This window comes from Plantibacter sp. PA-3-X8 (assembly GCF_003856975.1).
In the GTDB taxonomy this organism is placed as follows: Bacteria; Actinomycetota; Actinomycetes; order Actinomycetales; family Microbacteriaceae; genus Plantibacter; species Plantibacter auratus.
Genome location: NZ_CP033107.1, coordinates 3,432,749 through 3,451,354, shown reverse-complemented (window position 1 = coordinate 3,451,354; position 18,606 = coordinate 3,432,749). Strand labels below are relative to the sequence as shown.

Genomic DNA, 18,606 nt, shown 5'->3' with positions numbered 1-18,606 from the left:
TCCTGCTGGGTCGTGTCGGTCGGTGTCTGGTGATGAGGTGGGTGGTGCCGCGGATCAGAAGCGACCGCCGCCGCGTCGGGAACGGGTGCCGCCGCCACCGAAGCTGCCGGCGCTGCGTGAGCGACCGGAGCCACCGCCGAACATGCCGCCGCTCGATCCTCCGCCGCCGAACATGCCGCCGCCGGAACGGGACCCGCCGCCGCCGAGGACGGAGTTGATCAGGATGCCGCCGAGGACGGCACCGAGCATCCCGTTGCCGCCCTGCTGCCCCTGGCCGCCGCCGAACATGCCGTCGAGTCCGCCCGCCGACTGGCTCTGGAACTGCCCGAGGTCGGCCTGGGCGAGCTGCACCGCTTGACTCGCGAGCGAGTTGGAGCGCTGGGCGAGGGAGAGCGCCTGCGTCGGGTCGTTGGCGGCGAGGCCCTGGGCCTGCACGAGGGTGCGGCCGGCTTCGGCGAGGCGCGTCCGGGCCTCCGGGCCGACGGCTCCGCGCCGCGAGACGATGAAGTCCTCTGCAGCCGACACCTGCGCGCCCGCCGTCTGCAGGGTCTGTCCGAGGGCGGCTGCGGCGCGCTGTCGCTGCTCCGCCGCGGTGCGCACCCCTTGGAGAGCACCGTCGATCTGCGTGTTCGCCGCATCCAGGCGGGCGAGGAGGGCGATCGGGTTGTTCGGTGCGCCGAGCGCGCCGCGAACCTGGGAGACCGTCGCGGTGGTGCTCGCGACCGCCGCGGCGAGGGTGCCGGTCGGGTCCGGTTGGCCGCCAGCCGCGGCGACGTCTCCGTCCAATTCGGCCAGTCGGGCGGCGAGGTGCTGCTCGGCGGTCGTCAGGTCGGCCTGCAGCCGCTTCACGGCCCCGGTGAGCTGGGTGGCCTGGTCGAGCGCTTCCTCGGCGGCTCGGATGCCGACGGCGGCCTCGCCCGAGTCTCCGGCGGCGAGCCGTGCAGCTGCGTCCGAGATCGCCGCGGTGGCGAAGGCGAGACGCTCCGTCGCCTGCGCCGGGTTGTCGATCACGGTGATGAGGGCGTCGGGGCTGTAGCGCGTCTGCAGGGCGTGCACCGCGTCTTGCGCGGCCGTCACCGTCGGTCCGGCCGCGGCCGCCCTGGCTCGCAGCTCCTCGACCGCGGCGGGTGCGTTCTTCTCGAGCGCGCGGAGCTCGTCGAAGGAGGCTGCTTGTTCATCGAGCACGTGGTTCGCGTGCTCGCAGAGCCGGATGATCTGGAGGTTCCAGTCGCGCTGTTGCTGCTCGGTGTCCGGCTCGGCGTCGTCGAGCCGCTGCTTGAGCGCGAAGGCATGTGCGAGGTCGTCCTTCGCTCCGGCGAGGGCGGCGGTGAACGCGGCCGTGGCCGGTTCGCCGTAGGAGGCGGTGGCGAAGCCGAGCTCCTCCTCGCTCGTCCGGACGGCGTCGTCGGTCTGGACGAGCGCACTGCCGGCGAGTCGTTCGAGCTCGGGGATCGGGGCGGTGGTCAGCGGGTCGACCGGTGCCCCCTGCTGGCCCGCGGTCACGGCGCCGTCGCCGTTCGCAGCGCGGCGCCGGCGGAGGAAGACGACCAGGAGGATGACGGCCACGACGGCGACGACCACGATCAGCAGGATGGTCAACCAACCGGCCGAGCCCCCTGAGCCGCCACCGGTGCCTCCGATCGACCCGCCGCCGACGGCGGCGCCCAGGCCTTCGGCGGCAGCGACGCCGGCGCCGGCCCAGTCGTCGTCACGCAGCTGCGGCAGGATGCGCTGCTGCTCGATCTCGGTCAGCTGATCGCCGCTCACCGGTCCGCTGGAGTCGCCGGAGAGGTAGTAGGCGCGGTCCTCGGTCGCCACGGCCAGCAGGTACTGGTTCGGTCCGAGGTTGTTGTCCTTCGCGGTCTGGTTCGCCCAGGACTCGGCGTCACTCGGGTCGGTGAAGGTCGGTACGTAGACCACCCAGAGGTCGACGCCGTGATCCGCGGCCAGGTCGTCGACGGCCGTCGTGACCTCGGTGACCTCACCGCTGCTGAGGACACCCGCGCTGTCGCTCACGCGCCCGGCCCCGAGCTGCACCGGGCTCTCCGCCCAGGCGGCGGTGGCTCCCGCTCCGAGGAGCACGGCCACACAGAACGCCCAGATCGATACCGCCCAGCGAACCCGCATCGGCCACCTCGTCACTCGTTCGGACCCTGGAGCCCCACCCCGCGGCTCGGTTCCGAGTCTAGGTCCGGGCCCTCGACATCTCTACAGCGGGCTCCCAGCGAGCGCACCGAACCAGAGCTGTGCTATACGGCGGTGACGGGGCTTCGCCGACACCGACCGTGACGCTGTCACCGACCGTGACGGACTCTGTTACCGACCATGACGCGGCCACTCGCGCGAGGGCATCTGCCCGGCGAGACTGGTCGAGTCACCTCACGGAACCCCTGGAAGGAGCATCATGCAAGGACACGTCTCACCCATGCTGGCGCTCGTCGAGGTCACCAGGTTCCGTGAGGACGACCAGGCGTACCACGAGTACGTGCAGATCCTCGTCGGACGGACCATCGCCGCAGCCGAACGGGCCGGCTGGCGCGTGACCCGGTTGGCCGCGCACGACCTCGGCACCGAAGCACTCCTCGCCTCGACCGACGGGGCCTCCGCCGTCGTCATCATGGGTGGAGCCGACATCGATCCCGCCCAGTACGGCGGCACCACCGGCTACCGCGCCGAAGGCCAGCACTTCCCCGAGGCCGACCGCGCCCAGCTCGCGGTCGCCCGTCGCGCCGCCGAGCGGGGCACACCGCTGCTCGGGATCTGCCGCGGTCACCAGATCATCAACGTCGCCCTCGGTGGGACGCTCGTGCAGGACCTCGGTGAGCACAGCGCCCACCGCAACGAGGGTGTCCCGGTCGATGAGAGCATGACCCCGCACGAGGTCGAGCTCGACCCCTCGAGTGCCCTCGCATTCCGACTCGGTGCCCGTCACCTCCAGGTGCAGAGCGCCCACCACCAGTCGGTCGGCGAGCTCGGCGAGGGCCTGCGTGCCGTCGCCTGGGCCTCCGACGGCACCGTCGAGGCGATCGAGCACCGCACCCTGCCGATCACCGGCGTGCAATGGCACCCGGAGGACCCCGGCACCGTGGACGACCAGCTCGGGCTCCTGCTCGGCGGTCTCGCCCGCGAGGCTGAGCGCGCCGCAGCCTAGTCGGGGCGTGTCTCCGCACCGGGCGGCTTCGCATGCCAGGAGGCCCTCCCGCTGCAGGCGACCCACCGCTCGACATGTCCCCGACTCAGGACGGCGTCGGCGTGTCGAGCCTGGATTGCGGCGTGTCGGCCGCGCCACGCCGAGGCCGTCCTGAGAAAGGTCGGAGGGTTGGTTAGCGTTGACGGGTGTTCGAAGACAGGTACGGTCAGGACGTCCTCGCGGGGGACTGGCGGAAGAAGAACCGCGTGGTGGCCCGTGAGGTCGAGGCGGTGACCGACCTCGTTGTCGAGGAACTCGGCGGCTTCTGCGGCGCGATCACGCGCGTCGAGGCGAAGACGGTCGAGCTCGAGGACTACCGCGGCAAGCGACGCGTGTTCCCCATGGGGGCGGGGTTCCTCCTCGAGGGTGAACCCGTCGTCCTCGTCGTGCCGAAGCGCGCACCGACGGGGCGGGCGCGCACCGCCTCCGGCTCCTTCGCGGTGGAGACGACCGCTCGGGTGGCTCGCGCGAGCCGGATCTTCGTCGAGGGTCGCCACGACGCGGAACTCGTCGAGCGGGTCTGGGGCGACGACCTCCGCGTGGAGGGCGTCGTCGTCGAGTACCTCGCGGGCGTCGACCACCTCGACGCCGCGCTCGCCGAGTTCCGGCCGGGCCCGGACCGCCGTGTCGGCGTCCTCGTCGACCATCTGGTTCCCGGCTCGAAGGAGCAGCGGATTGCCGACGCCGTCATGGCCGGACCGAACGGCCGGAACGTCCTCATCGTCGGGCACCCGTACGTCGACGTCTGGCAGGCCGTGAAGCCCGCCAGGGTCGGCCTGCGCGAGTGGCCGACCGTCCCTCGCTCCATCGAGTGGAAGAAGGGCATCTGCCAGGCGTTCGGCTGGCCGCACGACTCGCAGGCCGACATCGCCCGTGCCTGGAAGCGCATCCTCGGTCAGGTCCGGACCTTCAACGACCTCGAGCCGGAGCTCCTCGGTCGCGTCGAGCAGCTCATCGACTTCGTCACCGTCGACTGAGCCGCCGCCGGTTGCGCCAGCGCGGTGCGCTGACGTCACCGCGGGGCACCGCCGCGAGCGCGACCCTCCGGAGACCCGCGCTCACGCGCCCGGGCCGCGCTCGCGCCGATTCGGGTGGGTTCGCGTCAGCGCACCGCGCTCGCGGAAGGGTACGGCGGCCGCAGACCCGCGCTCGCGTCAGCGCACCGCGCTGAGATCTCACCAGCGGAGGCGACCGCTGCCGCTAGGAGGAGACCTGACTCAGGGCGTCCTCGAGGACGGACACCGCGTCGCGGAGGAGCTCGTCGGACATGACCGCGCTCGGGAGGAGTCGCAGCACCGAGTCCCATGAGCCGGCGTCGAGCACGAGCACGCCCTGGGCGATCGCCGCGTCGATGACGGTCTGCAGTGCCGTGGGGTGCGGCTGCTTCGTGCCGGGGACGACCAACTCGACGCCGGCCATCGCACCGATGATCCGGACTTCGCCGACGATGTCGAACCGCTCGGCCCAGTCGCCCATGAGCGATCGCAGGGTCGCCTCCACCCGACGGGCCTCGCCCAGCAGGTCCTCGCGCTCGATGACCTCGAACGTCGCGAGCGCGGCCGCCGTGGACACCGGGTTGCCCCCGAAGGTGCCGCCGATGCCACCGGGCTGGACGGCGTCCATGATCTCGGCGCGCCCGGTCACGGCCGACAGCGGGAAGCCGCCGGCGATGCCCTTGGCGCTCGTGATGAGATCGGGCACGACGCCGTGGTGCTCGATCGAGTACCAGGCGCCGGTGCGGCCGATGCCGGCCTGGATCTCGTCGGCGACGAACACGATCCCGTTCTCGGTGCACCACTCGCTGATGCGCGCGAAGTAGCCGGGCGCGGGGATGACGATGCCGCCGTCGCCGAGGACCGGTTCGGCGAAGAACGCGGCGACCTCACTCGCACCGATGTGCCGCTCGATGTAGTCGATCGTCACCTCGGCAGCCGCCGGTCCGTCGAGTCCGTCGCGGAAGGGGTAGGAGAGCGGGACGCTGTAGATCTCACCCGGGAACGGGCCGAACCCGAGGCGCTCGGGCGCCGGCCGGTAGGTCATCGCCATCGTCAGGTTCGTGCGTCCGTGGAAGGCGTGGTCGAGGGCGACGATCGCGCGACGTCCGGTGTACTTCTTCGCGATCTTCACCGCGTTCTCGACGGCCTCGGCACCGGAGTTCAGGAGGATCGAGCGCTTCTCGAAGTCGCCCGGCGTGATCTCGGACAGCTTCTCCGCGACGCGCAGGTAGTTCTCGTAGGGCGTCACGGTGAAGAGCGTGTGCGTGAGCTTCGTCGCCTGCTCGGCTGCGGCTGCGGCGACGTCGGGGTGGGCGTGCCCGATGGTCGTCACGCCGATGCCCGTTCCGAGGTCGATGATGTGGTTGCCGTCGACGTCCACGAGGATGCCGCCGGAGCCGTGGTCCATCCACACCGGCGCGAGGTTGCCGGCACCGCGTGATACCGCCCGGCGGCGCCGTTCCGTGAGGGCGAGCGATCGGGGGCCGGGGATGGCGGTCACGAGCTGGCGTTCCTGGGGCACGGAGTAGTCGATGGTCATGCAGGCCATGGTAGGCGCGCGTCCTCCGAGGATGCCTGGGGCCGACGGAGCGTCGCCGACGATTCCACGACATCTGGCGGTTGACTGGTGTTCACCAACCGTCCATGCGCGCTCCCTACCGTTGGCGGCGCTGAACAGCCGGACGACAGGGGATCGCGTATGGACGCCGACACCAGCACCGCCCTCCTCATCGAGCGGCAGCCCGCGCTGCTCGGTGGCGTGCGCGCACCGGCCGAGCGCACCCTCCTCGACGTCCTCCGTGACGTCGCCGCGTCGCACCCCGAGGCCTCGGCGATCGAGGACGCGGAGGGAGCGCTCAGCTACCGCGAGCTCGTCCTCAGCGCGGAGCGGGTCGCGGCCGGGCTGTTCGCCGCCGGGGTCCGGCGCGGTGACCGGGTCGGTGTCCGGATCGCCTCGGGCACCCGCGACCTCTACCTCGGGATCCTCGGGATCCTGTTCACCGGAGCGGCCTACGTGCCCGTCGACGCCGACGACCCGGAGGAGCGGGCACGACTCGTGTTCGGTGAGGCGGCCGTCGTCGGCGTCCTGGTCGACGGCGGTGTCTTCGAGCGTTCGCGCCGCGGAACGGAGGACCCGGCCGATGACAGCGTCGATCCCGAACGGGTGCAACTCGCGACGGGCGCGGCACCCCACCCGGGCACCCGGGCGATCCCGGTCCTCGAACCACCGCGACTCGACGACGACTCCTGGATCATCTTCACCTCCGGCTCGACGGGCACGCCGAAGGGCGTCGCCGTCTCGCACCGCTCTGCCGCCGCGTTCGTCGACGCCGAGGCGCGGATCTTCCTCCAGGCGGAACCCCTCGGCCCCGGTGATCGTGTGCTGGCCGGCCTGTCCGTCGCCTTCGACGCGTCCTGCGAGGAGATGTGGCTCGCCTGGGGACACGGCGCATGCCTGGTCCCGGCGCCGCGCTCGCTCGTCCGCAGCGGTATGGACCTCGGACCCTGGCTCACCGCGAAGGGCATCACCGTGGTGTCGACGGTTCCGACGCTGGCGGCGATGTGGCCCGCCGAATCCCTCGAGAACATCCGCATGCTCATCTTCGGCGGTGAGGCCTGCCCGCCGGAGCTCGCCGCCCGGCTGGCGGTGGACGGCCGCGAGGTCTGGAACACCTACGGACCGACCGAGGCCACCGTCGTCGCCTGCGCCGCGCTGCTGACCGGCGAGCAGCCCGTGCGGATCGGACTGCCGCTCGACGGCTGGGACCTCGCCGTGGTCGACGCCGAGGGCGTCCCGGTCGAGGAGGGCGGCGTCGGTGAGCTCATCATCGGCGGCGTCGGACTCGCCCGGTACCTCGACCCCGCCAAGGACGCCGAACGGTATGCGCCCATGCCGAGCATCGGGTGGTCGCGGGCGTACCGGAGCGGCGACCTCGTCCGCTACGAGGCCGCAGGACTCGTGTTCCAGGGGCGCGCGGACGATCAGGTGAAGATCGGCGGTCGGCGCGTGGAACTCGGGGAGATCGAGGCCGCCCTGCAGGCGCTGCCGGGCGTCTCGGGTGCGGCAGCAGCCGTCCAGCGCACCGCCGCCGGGAACGCCGTCCTCGTGGGGTACCTGGCGGTGCCCGACCGCGACGGGTTCTCCGTCGAGCGGGCGCTCGCCATCCTCCGCGAGCAGCTCCCGGCACCGCTCGTCCCGCTCCTCGCGGTCGTCGGCGAGCTGCCCACCCGCACCTCCGGCAAGGTCGACCGGGCCGCGCTGCCGTGGCCGCTCGACGCCGCCGAGGGGGAGGACGCCTCGACCCTGTCGGGCACCGCCGCGTGGCTCGCCGAGCAGTGGACGGCCGTCCTCGGTGTCCGGGTCACGGCCGAGAGCGACAACTTCTTCAGCCTGGGCGGCGGGAGCCTGGCCGCCGCGCAGCTCGTCTCGCTCATCCGCACCCGAGACGCCGAGTTCACGGTCGCCGACATCTACGGCCACCCCCGACTCGGTGCGATGGCTGCCGAACTCGACGGCCGACGCCCCGAGCGTCGCAGTCGGGCGGCCGTCGCGGACCCCGTGCTCCCGACGCCGCTCGCGACCCAGTGGGCGCAGACCCTCCTGGGTGTCCCGCTCCTCATCCTCGTCGGACTCCGGTGGCTCGTGTACCTGCTCGCCGGCAGTCGGGTCCTCGGCCTCGTCGCGGATGTCCCGTACCTCCCCATGGTCTCGTGGTGGTGGATCGCCCTCGGCTTCCTCGTGGTCATCACCCCGATCGGACGCATGGCGATCTCCGTGATCGCGGCGAAGCTCCTCCTCGTCGGCGTCCGCCCGGGCGACTACCCGCGCGGCGGCTCGGTCCATGTGCGACTCTGGCTCGCCGAACGCGTCGCCGACACGGTCGGCGCGGTGAGTCTCGCCGGAGCCCCCTGGATCTCGAGCTACGCCAGGGCGCTCGGCGCGAAGATCGGTGCCGACGCGGACCTCCACAGCGTGCCGCCGGTCACCGGGTTCCTCACCGTCGGGGCGCGCGCGTCGATCGAGCCCGAGGTCGACCTCCGCGGCTACTGGGTCGACGGCGACACGCTCCGACTGGGCCACGTCCACATCGGCGCCGAGAGCACGGTCGGCGCTCGCAGTACCCTGCTCGCCGGCACCCGGATCGGCAAGCGTGCGGAGATCGCTCCAGGATCGTCCGTTTTCGGCCGCGTCCCCTCCGGACACCTGTGGTCAGGGTCGCCCGCCGTCCGCGTCGGCAAGGCGAAGCCGGTGTGGCCGACCGAACGACCCCCGCGTCGCCGACGCTGGCTGTTCGCGTACGGCGCGGGATCGGCGCTGCTGTCGGTGCTGCCGTTCCTCGCCTTCGTGCTGGCGGCGGCGGTCGTGGCGGCCGGGGCGTCGGGCGCGACCAGTCTGCTCGAGTTCTCCTGGCGTGCGCTCCTCTGGGTGCCCGTCGCCACCCTCGTGTGGTTCGTCGTCCTGGCGATCAGCACGATCGGCCTGGTCCGGCTGCTCGGCCTCGGTCTCAGCGAGGGCTACTTCCCGGTGCGCAGTCGGGTCGGTTGGCAGGTGTGGGCCACGGAGCGGCTCCTGGACGCCGCGCGCACCCTCCTCTTCCCCCTGTACGCGAGCCTCTTCACGCCCGTCTGGCTCCGCCTGCTCGGGGCGAAGGTCGGGCGCAACGTGGAGGCGTCGACGGTGCTCCTCCTCCCGCGGATGACGACCGTCGGCGACGGTGCGTTCCTCGCGGACGACACGATGGTGGCCTCCTACGAGCTCGGTGGCGGGTGGATGCGGATCGCCGGTGCGTCCGTCGGCAAGCGCGCCTTCCTCGGCAACTCCGGCATGGCGGGCCCCGGCATGCACGTCCCCAAGAACGGCCTCGTCGCCGTGCTGTCGGCCGCACCGCGGAAGGCCAAGTCCGGCTCGTCCTGGCTCGGGAGCCCACCGATGCGGCTCCGGCGGCAGGTCTCCGACGCCGATCTCGACCGGACCTACGACCCGCCGCTCCGGCTCCGGATCGCCCGCGCACTGTGGGAACTCTGCCGCATCGTCCCCGTCATGGTGACGACCGGCATCGCGCTCCTGGTGCTCCTCGCCCTCGCCTGGTTCGCCGACACCTGGGGTCTCGGTGTCGCGATCGCCGTCAGCGGTGCCGTGCTTCTGGCCGCCGGCGCGGTCGCGGCGGGGATCACGACCGTCGCCAAATGGGTGATCGTCGGCCCGATCCGCACGGGGGAGCACCCGCTCTGGTCCTCGTTCATCTGGCGCAACGAGGTGTCCGACACCTTTGTCGAGATGGTCGCGGCACCCTGGTTCGCGGCACCCGCCACCGGCACCCCAGCCCTCACCTGGTGGTTGCGCTCGCTCGGAGCCCGCATCGGTCGTGGGGTCTGGTGCGAGAGTTACTGGCTGCCGGAGGCCGACCTCGTCCGACTCGGCGAAGGCGCGACGGTCAACCGGGGCTGCGTTGTGCAAACGCACCTGTTCCATGATCGAATCATGAGTATGGATCAGGTCGAACTCGCATCGGGCGCCACGCTCGGGCCGCACAGCGTCATCCTCCCCGGAGCGCGGATCGACGACGACGCGACGGTCGGACCGGCCTCGCTCGTCATGCGCGGAGAACGCGTCCCGGCGGGCACCCGGTGGAGCGGCAACCCGATCGGCCCGTGGCGCGAGGTGACGACGGCGGAGTACCGGGAGCCCCAGGTCGCGTCCTGATGGGGGAGGCTCTCGCCCGTCTGCGGAGCGCAGGCGACCCCTACACGCCCTCCAGCGGGAATCGTGGCTACCGCGTCGTCCGGTACGAGCTGGAGCTCGACTACGACGTCGACCGCAACGCCCTGTCCGGGACGGCTCGGCTCACCGCCGTCGCGACGGAGGAGCTCACGCGGTTCTCGCTCGACCTCGCCGCGCTGCGCGTCACCCGTGTCCAGGTCGACGGGGTCGAGGCGAAGCGGACGCACAGCTCGGGCAAGCTCACGCTGACGCCCCGGAACACCATCGCGGACGGCGCCGAGTTCTCCGTGCTCGTCCGGTACTCGGGTGCGCCCCGTCCCGTGCGCAGCCCCTGGGGCGAGATCGGCTGGGAGGAACTCGAGGACGGCGTCATCGTGGCGTCCCAGCCGTGCGGCGCATCGAGTTGGTTCCCCTGCAACGACCACCCCTCGGACAAGTCGTCCTATCGGATCAGTGTCACGGCGTCGTCGGCGTACACGGTCGTCGCCCCCGGAGAGCTGGTGTCGCGCGTTGCCCGCGCGAGCCGGACCACATGGGTCTACGAGCAGCCCGAACCGATGGCCGCCTACCTCGCGACGGTGCAGATCGGCCGGTACCAGCGGCTCGCCGTCAGCGCTCGGGTCGCGACGAGCACGGTGCCGGTCGTCGCACACCTGCCGCGCGACCTCACGGCGCGGTTCCGACACGACTTCGCCGAGCAGGTCGACATGCTGGCGTGCTTCGAGCGCGCCTTCGGACCCTACCCCTTCGGCAGCTACGGCGTCGTGGTCACGGACGACGTGCTGGAGATCCCACTCGAGGCGCAGGGGATGAGCGTGTTCGGCCGCAACCACGTCGACGGCGTCAGCGGTTCGGAGCGGTTGATCGCGCACGAGCTCGCCCACCAGTGGTTCGGGAACAGTCTGACGATCGCCGCCTGGCGGGACATCTGGTTGCACGAGGGCTTCGCCTGCTACGCCGAGTGGCTGTGGTCGGAGGAGTCGGGGGCCGAGAGCGCCGACGCCTGTGCCCGGGCGCACTACGCGGCGCTCCGACGCGCACCGCAGGACCTCGTCGTCGGCGACCCGGGACCCGCGGACATGTTCGACGACCGGGTCTACAAGCGGGGCGCGATCGCCCTGCACGCCGTGCGCCGACTGCTCGGCGACGAGGCGTTCTTCGACCTCCTGCGTGACTGGGTGGCGTCCTTCCGGCACTCGAGCGTGTCGACGGACGACTTCATCCGGACGGCCGATCGACATGCACCGGCACCGGTCGAGCCGCTCCTCGACGCGTGGCTCTTCCAAGAGGCGCTCCCGCCGTTCCCCGTCGGCTGAACCGGGTCAGGGGAGCAGGAGGGCCGTCGCGACGACGAATCCCGGCACGGGCTCCGGGTGGTCGATGACGAAGCGGTGGCCCGCGGTCTCGGTGACGTGTGGTGCGGCATCCGGCCCGAGGTCGATCGTCGCGGGATCGGTCGTGAGGCCCGTACCGAGGGCCTTCGTCACGGCCTCCTTCGCCGTCCAACGCTCGGCGAGCGCCCGGAGGCGTCGTCGGTCCGGGAGCCGCTGCCACTGCTCCCGCTCCGCGGGGGTGAGGGCGACGTCCTCGACGCCGGCGAACCGGGCCGCGTCGAGCCGTTCGACGTCGACACCGACGGGGCGCTCGATCGACACCGCTACCGCGGAGGCGTCGGCGGTGTGGGAGACGCTCACGTGGACGGTCCGGTCTCCGAAGCGCACCCGTGGTCGTCCGTGCGCGAGACCGCAGTCCGGGCAGACCGCCGTGACCCCGATCTGCTCGGGGTCGGTGCCGATCGTCTCCGCGACGGTGCGCACGAGCAGTGCGCGACCGAACAGGAACCGCCGGGCCGCGGTCGCGGACGAGGTGTCGAGGCGGTCACGGGCGGACGCGTCCAGCCGGGCCGCCGTGCCGGCGAGGTCGAGCTCAGCGGCGCTGGCCCAGCGCAGGAAGCGGACCGTCGGCTGCGGGAGGGGATCGGCTCGGTGCATGGCCCCCGCGTCCCGGAGTCGGAGCGATGCGAAGCAGGACCTCGCGAGATGGTGATGGTGCCCTCGACTGGATTCGAACCAGCGACTTCTTCCTCCGGAGGGAAGCGCTCTTCCGCTGAGCTACGAAGGCGGAACGTGTCCAAGCTACCAGAGTCGGGACCCACGCCGGTACCGGAGGCGTGCGGGATCCGCGTCGCCCGTCGCGTGGAACAATGAGGTCATGCAGCGCACCCTGACCGCGTCGCTCGATCTGCGGGTGCACGATCGAGCCGACCTCATCTTCTCCATCGCTGCAGCCGGCGGCACCCCGCTGGCGAGCGAGCGACTGCAGGTGCACTCCTCGGACGGCCCGTGCGCGGTCACCGAGATCGTGGGTCCGGACGACACACGACTCCACCGGGTCATCGCCGAGCCCGGCCGGTTGCAGGTCGACTACGAGGCGGTGGTCGTCGGGCAGGCCGTGCCGCGTCCCGTGGACGCCTTGGAGACTTTGACCTACCTCCGTCCCAGCCGGTACTGCGAGTCGGACGCGCTGTTCTCGCTCGCGCGTTCCGAGCTCGGCTACCTCCTCGAGCACCGTCGCCTGCACGAGGACGGTACGGTGTCCGGCGGTCTGCAGGTGCTGCCATGGGTGGCTGCCTGGGTCGGACGCCACCTCTCCTACGTCTCCGGCTCCACGACCGTGTCGGACAGTGCGGTGTCGACCCTCGCCGCGGGGCGTGGCGTGTGCCGGGACTTCGCGCACCTGACCATCGCGATGCTGCGGGCGCTCGACATCCCGGCCCGGTACGCCGCGGTCTACGCCCCGGGTCTCGTCCCCATGGACTTCCACGCGGTGGCCGAGGGCTTCGTCGACGGCGCCTGGCACGTGGTCGACGCGACGGGCCTGGCTCCCCGGCAGTCGCTCGTCCGCATCGCCACCGGACGCGACGCCGCGGACGTGGCCTGGTTGAGCAACCACCACGGCAACGTGACCGTCGAGGACATGCGGATCGACGCCCTGATCGACGTCCTGCCCGCCGACGACCCGGCGCAGGCGGTCGTGCTCGCCTGACGGTCGCCCCGAGGCCGCCGTGTCACCGGTGCGACGCGCCCGGGTAGAATCGCTCCTCGTGACTCCTGAAGACCTCGCCTCCGCCCTGCACGCCATCGTCGTTCCGATCGTCGAACGACGACGCGAGGCGGCGGGCATCACCGACGAGGTCGCGGTGTCGGTCGACGACGTGGTGCTGGAGCGTCCGAAGAACCGCGATCACGGCGACTGGGCCTGCAACATCGCGATGAAGCTCGCGAAGCGCGTGGGGGCGAACCCGCGCGAGCTCGCGCAGGAGTTCGCCGACGCGCTCGTGCAGGTCGACGGCGTCGCCTCGGTCGAGGTCGCCGGTCCCGGGTTCATCAACGTGCGCCTCGACGCCGCTGCCGCGGGTGCGCTCGCGAAGGTGATCGTCGACGCCGGTGACGCGTTCGGTCGCAACGACAGCCTCGCCGGTCAGACCATCAACATCGAGTTCGTCTCGGCCAACCCGACCGGCCCGCTCCACATCGGCCACACGCGCTGGGCCGCGCTCGGCGACTCCCTGGCCCGCGTCCTGAGCGCGTCCGGTGCGACGCTCGTCAGCGAGTACTACATCAACGACGCCGGCAACCAGATGGACACCTTCGCGGACTCGATCCTCGCCGCGGCCAAGGGCGAGCCGACCCCCGAGGGCGGCTATCCCGGGGCGTACATCGGCGACCTCGCGAAGACCGTGCTGGCCGAGATCCCCGACCTCCTCGAGCGTCCGGACGCCCGTGAGGTCGCGCGGGAACGCGCCTACGCCCTGCAGCTCGGTGAGATCCGCGCGTCCCTCGAGCGCTTCAACGTCCACTTCGACGTCTGGTTCAGCGAGCGCACGCTGCACGCGACGGGCGAGGACGGCACGAGCCTCATCGACCAGGCCGTGGACCGCTTGCGCGAGCAGGGGCACGTGTTCGACGAGGAGGGCGCCGTCTGGGTGCGCACGACGGACTTCGGCGACGACAAGAACCGCGTCATCCGTCGCTCCAACGGCGTCTACACCTACTTCGCCGCCGACGCCGCGTACTACCTGAACAAGGGCGACCGCGGCTTCCAGCACAAGATCTACCTGCTCGGTGCCGACCACCACGGGTACGTCCACCGGTTGAAGGCGCTCGCTGGCGCGGCCGGAGACGACCCGGACCGCGACATCGAGGTGCTCATCGGGCAGCTCGTGAGCGTGAACGGCGCCCGACTCTCCAAGCGGGCCGGCAACATCATCGAGCTGGACGACCTGCAGGCCTGGATCGGGACGGACGCCCTGCGGTACTCGCTCGGTCGCTACCCGGCCGATTCGCCGTTGGCCCTCGACCCGGAGCAGCTCCGCAGCCGGACGAACGACAACCCCGTGTTCTACGTCCAGTACGCCCACGCCCGCACGAACTCGGTGGCGCGCAACGCCGCCTCGGCCGGGGTCGACCGCAGCGCCTTCGCTCCGGAGCTGCTCGTCCACGAGACGGAGTCGGCGCTCCTCGGCGTCCTCCAGGAATTCCCGCGGATCGTCGCGCAGGCCGCACAGCTGCGCGAGCCGCACCGCGTCGCCCGGCACCTGGAGGAGACCGCGAGCCTGTACCACAAGTGGTACGACAGCTGCCGGGTCGTCCCGATGGGGGAGGAGCCGGTCACCGACCTGCACCGCACGCGCCTCTGGCTGAACGACGCGACCGGCACCGTCATCCGCAACGGGCTGGCGCTCCTCGGCGTCTCCGCGCCGGAGCGCATGTAGCTTCCCTACAGCAGGAGATCCGCGCGAGCGCAGGACGGTTCCTCGGGAACGGTCCTGCGCTCGCGGCGTCCTCCTGCCGACGACGGTTCGCTACCCTCGGAACATGAGTGAGCAGCAACCGTCGGGTAAGCGCAGGCGTCCCTGGGCTCCGATCGTCATCGTCGTCGGGGTGCTCGTCGTCCTCGTCGGCGCGTTCCTGATCGCCGACGCGATCGTGCGCGGTGTCGCCGAAGAGCGCGTCGCGACGCGGATCGAGCAGAGTCTGCCCGACAACGTCGACGCGGACGTCGCCGTGTCGATCGGCGGTGCCTCGGTCATCGCCCAGTACCTCACCGGAACGTTCGAGCACGTCGACCTGCGTGCACCGGACGCGAGCGTCGACGGCGTCCCGCTGGACCTCCGGGTCAGCGCGGACCGGGTCCCCCTCGACCCGCAGCAGACCATCGGTCGGGTGGTGGCGACCATCAGGATCGACGCTGCCGGAGCGGCGGACCTCGCCAAGACGGCCGGGCTCCCGGGCACGCTCACCCTCGGCGACGACGAGATCGGGTACGCAGGCGAGGCGACCGTCCTCGGGTTCACGATCCCGTACGACTTCTCCGTGGCACCGACCACCACGGCCGACCGCGTGAACCTGATGCCGACGTCCGTGAACGTCGACACCGGCCTCCTCGGCGTCATCGACCTACGGGCGCTCGTGACCGGCTTCCTGCAGGGCGACCCGCCCAGCATCTGCGTCGCCCAATACCTGCCGGAGGGGGTCGACCTCGATGGACTCGCGGTGACGCCGGAGGCGGCGACCGCCACCCTGACCTCGACGACGCTCCGCCTCGACGAGGCGTCGCTGCAGACGCTCGGCAGCTGCGACTGAACCTCGCCCCGCCACCCGGCGGCGGAGGGGAGCGGGCCACCCGACGTCACGATGCTGCACGGGCACGCGCGTCTCGCTAGACTTTCCACACACCCACTGCTCCGACCGGGCGGTGAGGTGTGCCGCCGGGCCTCCAGGCCCGTGTTCCACCTCAGTCGTTCCAACCGAGCGACGATGGGTGCGGACGACCGGGATCACCAACCACCGGGTCGTGCGCATCCACCTTCTTCGGTGCTCTACAAATCGGTGCTTCAGGGGCCAAACCGGGTCCGCTCGCCCAACGAGAACCTCCTTTTCCGCTCAACAGGACTCAGGACACCCCCGTGGCCAGAAACCCCCTCGCCCCCGACTGGCTCGCCGAGCCCGTCGATCCGAACGCGCTCGATCCGGCCGTGTGGCCGGCGTCGGCCGCCCGTGACGCTGACGGCCTCCTGCAGCTCGGCGGCGTCGACGTCCGCGCGCTCCAGGAGCGCTTCGGCACGCCGCTCTACGTCGTCGACGAGGACGACGCGCGGGCCCGCGCCCGCACGCTGCGAGAGGCGTTCGAGCGTGAGGCGGCCGCCCGCGGCACGAGTGTCGCCGTCTACTACGCGGGGAAGGCGTTCCTCTCGACCGAGGTCGCGCGGTGGATGACGGCGGAGGGCCTCCGCATCGACATCTGCAGCGGCGGAGAACTCGCCGTCGCACTCGCCGCCGGAACCGATCCGGCCCAGCTGGGCTTCCACGGCAACAACAAGTCGGTCGCGGAGATCGAGCGAGCCGTGGGCGTCGGGATCGGCGCCATCGTGCTCGACAGCCTCACCGAGATCGACCGCGTCGCCGCGGCGGCAGAGCGCGCCGGCCGGGTCCAGTCGGTGCGCCTGCGCGTGAACAGCGGCGTCCACGCCCACACGCACGAGTACCTCGCGACCGCCCACGAGGACCAGAAGTTCGGCCTGCCGCTCGAGGACGCCGCCGACGCCGTCGCGCGCATCCGGTCCCACGCCTCGCTCGACTTCCTCGGACTCCACTGCCACATCGGCTCGCAGATCTTCGGGTCCGACGGGTTCGCCGAATCCGCCGCACGCCTGCTCGCCGTGCACGCGCGCCTGCTCGAGGGCGGCCCCGTGCCCGAGCTCAACCTCGGTGGTGGCTTCGGCATCGCCTACACCAGCGCCGACGACCCGACGCCGATCGAGCAGCTCGCGGCGGACATCCTCGCCGGTGTCCAGGCTGCGGCCGACCTCCACGGCGTCCGGATCCCGAAGCTCGCCTTCGAACCGGGACGCGCGATCATCGGCGGCGCCGGCATCACGCTCTACGAGGTCGGCACGATCAAGGACGTCGTGGTCGCCTGGAACGACGAGGGCGAGACGGCCGTCCGCCGCTACGTCAGCGTCGACGGTGGGATGAGCGACAACGCCCGGCCGTCGTTGTACGGCGCGGACTACACGGTCCGGATCGCCGATCGCGTGAGCGACGCGTCCCCCGCGCTCGTCCGGATCGCCGGCAAGCACTGTGAGTCGGGCGACATCGTCGTGAACGCCGACTACCTGCCGGCGGACGTCCGCGACGGCGACCTCCTGGCCGTCCCCGCGACCGGGGCCTACTGCTGGTCCCTCGCGAGCAACTACAACTACCTCGGTCGCCCGGCCGTCGTCGCCGTGTCGGGTGGCGCGGCCCGCGTCATCGTGCGGGGCGAGACCGAGCACGACCTCCTCAGCCGCGATGCGGGATTGGACACGGAATGATCGAATACCGCGGACTGAAGGTCGCCCTGCTGGGCGCCGGATCGGTGGGCTCGCAGGTGGCGCGTCTGCTGCTCGAGCACGCCGACGAACTGGCGTCCCGAGCCGGAGCGAGCCTCGAGCTCATCGGCATCGCCGTGCGCGACGTCGACGCACCTCGCGACGTCGACCTGCCGAAGGAGCTGTACACGACCGATGCCGAGCAGCTCATCCTGAGCGCCGACATCGTGATCGAGCTCATCGGCGGCATCGAGCCGGCGCGCAGCCACATCCTGCAGGCCATCAACGCCGGCGCCGACATCGTCACCGCCAACAAGGCGCTGCTCGCGACGCACGGCCCTGAACTGTTCGACGCCGCTGAGCAGGTCGGCGCCCAGCTGTACTACGAGGCGGCCGTCGCCGCGGCGATCCCGATCATCCGACCCCTGCGGGAGAGCCTTGCGGGCGACCGCATCAACCGGGTGCTCGGCATCGTCAACGGCAGCACGAACTACATGCTCGACCGGATGGACCGCTTCGGCGACACGATGGAGGATGCGGCAGCCGTCGCGAGCGAGCTCGGGTACCTCGAAGCCGACCCGACCCTCGACGTCGAGGGCTACGACGCGGCGCAGAAGGCGACCATCCTGGCGAGTCTCGCCTTCCACACCACCGTCCCCGTCGAGGCCGTCCACCGTGAAGGCATCACCGGGATCACGAAGGCGCAGGTCGACCTCGCCCGCAGCGAGGGCTACGTCATCAAGCTGCTCGCGATCGCGGAGCGGATCGTCGACGAGACGACCGGCGAGGAGGGCCTGTCCGCCCGCGTCTACCCGGCGCTCATCGGTCGGGAGCACCCGCTCGCCGCCGTGCACGGCGGCAACAACGCCGTGTTCGTGGAGGCCGAGAACGCCGGGAGCCTGATGTTCTACGGCGCCGGCGCCGGTGGCAAGGAGACCGCCTCCGCGGTGCTCGGCGATCTCGTCTCGGCGGCCCGTCGTCACGTCGCCGGCGGCCCCGGTGTCGGCGAGTCCACGCACGCCGACCTGCCGGTCCTCGAGATCGGCCGTGTCACGACGCGATACCAGGTCACCCTCGAGGTGGCCGACGAACCCGGCGTGCTCGCCGCGGTCGCGGGGATCCTCAGCGACGGCGGCGTCTCGGTCGAGACCTTCCAGCAGTCCGTGGCCTCCTCGGACGGGACGCTGTCGACCGCTACCCTGGTCATCGGCACCCACCGGGCGCTCGAATCGGCCCTCGCGGCCACCGTCGAGCAGCTCGCCTCGAACGCCCACGTCGAGCGGGTCGTGTCCGTGCTCCGGGTCGAAGGAGCCGAGTAGGTGCCGAA

The 18,606-nt window shown here is 71.7% G+C and carries 12 protein-coding genes and 1 tRNA gene; 9 read left to right on the top strand and 4 right to left on the bottom strand.

Annotated elements, in window-relative coordinates; translation table 11 throughout:
- Window positions 1-54: 54 nt before the first annotated feature.
- A complete protein-coding gene (locus EAO79_RS16245) occupies window positions 55-2,127 on the bottom strand; it encodes a YgcG family protein (protein ID WP_124769604.1) in 2,073 nt (690 codons plus the stop codon).
- A gap of 277 nt (window positions 2,128-2,404) precedes the next feature.
- On the opposite strand from EAO79_RS16245, the gene EAO79_RS16240 reads away from it, so the two are divergent.
- Window positions 2,405-3,151: a gamma-glutamyl-gamma-aminobutyrate hydrolase family protein gene (locus EAO79_RS16240; RefSeq protein ID WP_124769603.1), complete on the top strand. Its 747-nt coding sequence runs from the start codon at window positions 2,405-2,407 to the stop codon at window positions 3,149-3,151.
- 185 nt (window positions 3,152-3,336) lie between these two features.
- Window positions 3,337-4,167 carry a DUF3097 domain-containing protein gene (locus EAO79_RS16235; protein ID WP_124769602.1) on the top strand — a complete coding sequence of 277 codons (831 nt, stop codon included), beginning with the start codon at window positions 3,337-3,339 and terminating at the stop codon, window positions 4,165-4,167.
- A gap of 223 nt (window positions 4,168-4,390) precedes the next feature.
- On the opposite strand, the gene EAO79_RS16230 is transcribed toward EAO79_RS16235, so the two are convergent.
- Window positions 4,391-5,725 (bottom strand): aminotransferase class III-fold pyridoxal phosphate-dependent enzyme, encoded by a 1,335-nt coding sequence (locus tag EAO79_RS16230; protein ID WP_371413650.1) that lies wholly within the window; start codon window positions 5,723-5,725, stop codon window positions 4,391-4,393.
- 159 nt (window positions 5,726-5,884) lie between these two features.
- Between EAO79_RS16230 and EAO79_RS16225 the strand changes: the two genes are divergently transcribed.
- Window positions 5,885-9,889, top strand: a complete 4,005-nt coding sequence (locus tag EAO79_RS16225; protein ID WP_124769600.1) for a Pls/PosA family non-ribosomal peptide synthetase — start codon at window positions 5,885-5,887, stop codon at window positions 9,887-9,889.
- Window positions 9,889-11,223 carry a M1 family metallopeptidase gene (locus EAO79_RS16220; RefSeq protein WP_124769599.1) on the top strand — a complete coding sequence of 445 codons (1,335 nt, stop codon included), beginning with the start codon at window positions 9,889-9,891 and terminating at the stop codon, window positions 11,221-11,223. The genes EAO79_RS16225 and EAO79_RS16220 overlap by 1 nt, the downstream gene beginning before the upstream one ends.
- A 6-nt stretch (window positions 11,224-11,229) precedes the next feature.
- Here the strand turns inward: EAO79_RS16220 and EAO79_RS16215 are convergent, their stop codons facing one another.
- Both EAO79_RS16215 and EAO79_RS16210 read right to left on the bottom strand, forming a co-directional pair.
- Window positions 11,230-11,898 carry a 4'-phosphopantetheinyl transferase superfamily protein gene (locus EAO79_RS16215; RefSeq protein WP_124769598.1) on the bottom strand — a complete coding sequence of 223 codons (669 nt, stop codon included), beginning with the start codon at window positions 11,896-11,898 and terminating at the stop codon, window positions 11,230-11,232.
- A gap of 55 nt (window positions 11,899-11,953) precedes the next feature.
- Window positions 11,954-12,028: transfer RNA gene (locus EAO79_RS16210), tRNA-Arg, on the bottom strand.
- Between the two features lie 90 nt (window positions 12,029-12,118).
- On the opposite strand from EAO79_RS16210, the gene EAO79_RS16205 reads away from it, so the two are divergent.
- The 5 genes from EAO79_RS16205 to EAO79_RS16185 all read left to right on the top strand — a co-directional run bounded on the left by EAO79_RS16205 (window position 12,119) and on the right by EAO79_RS16185 (window position 18,598).
- Window positions 12,119-12,952, top strand: coding sequence for a transglutaminase family protein (locus tag EAO79_RS16205; RefSeq protein ID WP_124769597.1), 834 nt, complete (start codon window positions 12,119-12,121; stop codon window positions 12,950-12,952).
- 58 nt (window positions 12,953-13,010) lie between these two features.
- Window positions 13,011-14,681, top strand: coding sequence for an arginine--tRNA ligase (locus EAO79_RS16200; protein WP_064295369.1), 1,671 nt, complete (start codon window positions 13,011-13,013; stop codon window positions 14,679-14,681).
- Window positions 14,682-14,784: 103 nt separating this feature from the next.
- Window positions 14,785-15,552 (top strand): DUF2993 domain-containing protein, encoded by a 768-nt coding sequence (locus EAO79_RS16195; protein ID WP_124769596.1) that lies wholly within the window; start codon window positions 14,785-14,787, stop codon window positions 15,550-15,552.
- Between the two features lie 323 nt (window positions 15,553-15,875).
- The gene (gene lysA, locus EAO79_RS16190; protein WP_124769595.1) at window positions 15,876-17,282 is read left to right on the top strand and encodes a diaminopimelate decarboxylase; all 1,407 of its coding nucleotides are present in this window, start codon (window positions 15,876-15,878) and stop codon (window positions 17,280-17,282) included.
- The gene (locus tag EAO79_RS16185; RefSeq protein WP_079002763.1) at window positions 17,279-18,598 is read left to right on the top strand and encodes a homoserine dehydrogenase; all 1,320 of its coding nucleotides are present in this window, start codon (window positions 17,279-17,281) and stop codon (window positions 18,596-18,598) included. Before lysA ends, EAO79_RS16185 begins: the two co-directional genes overlap by 4 nt.
- The last annotated feature ends 8 nt before the right edge of the window (window positions 18,599-18,606 follow it).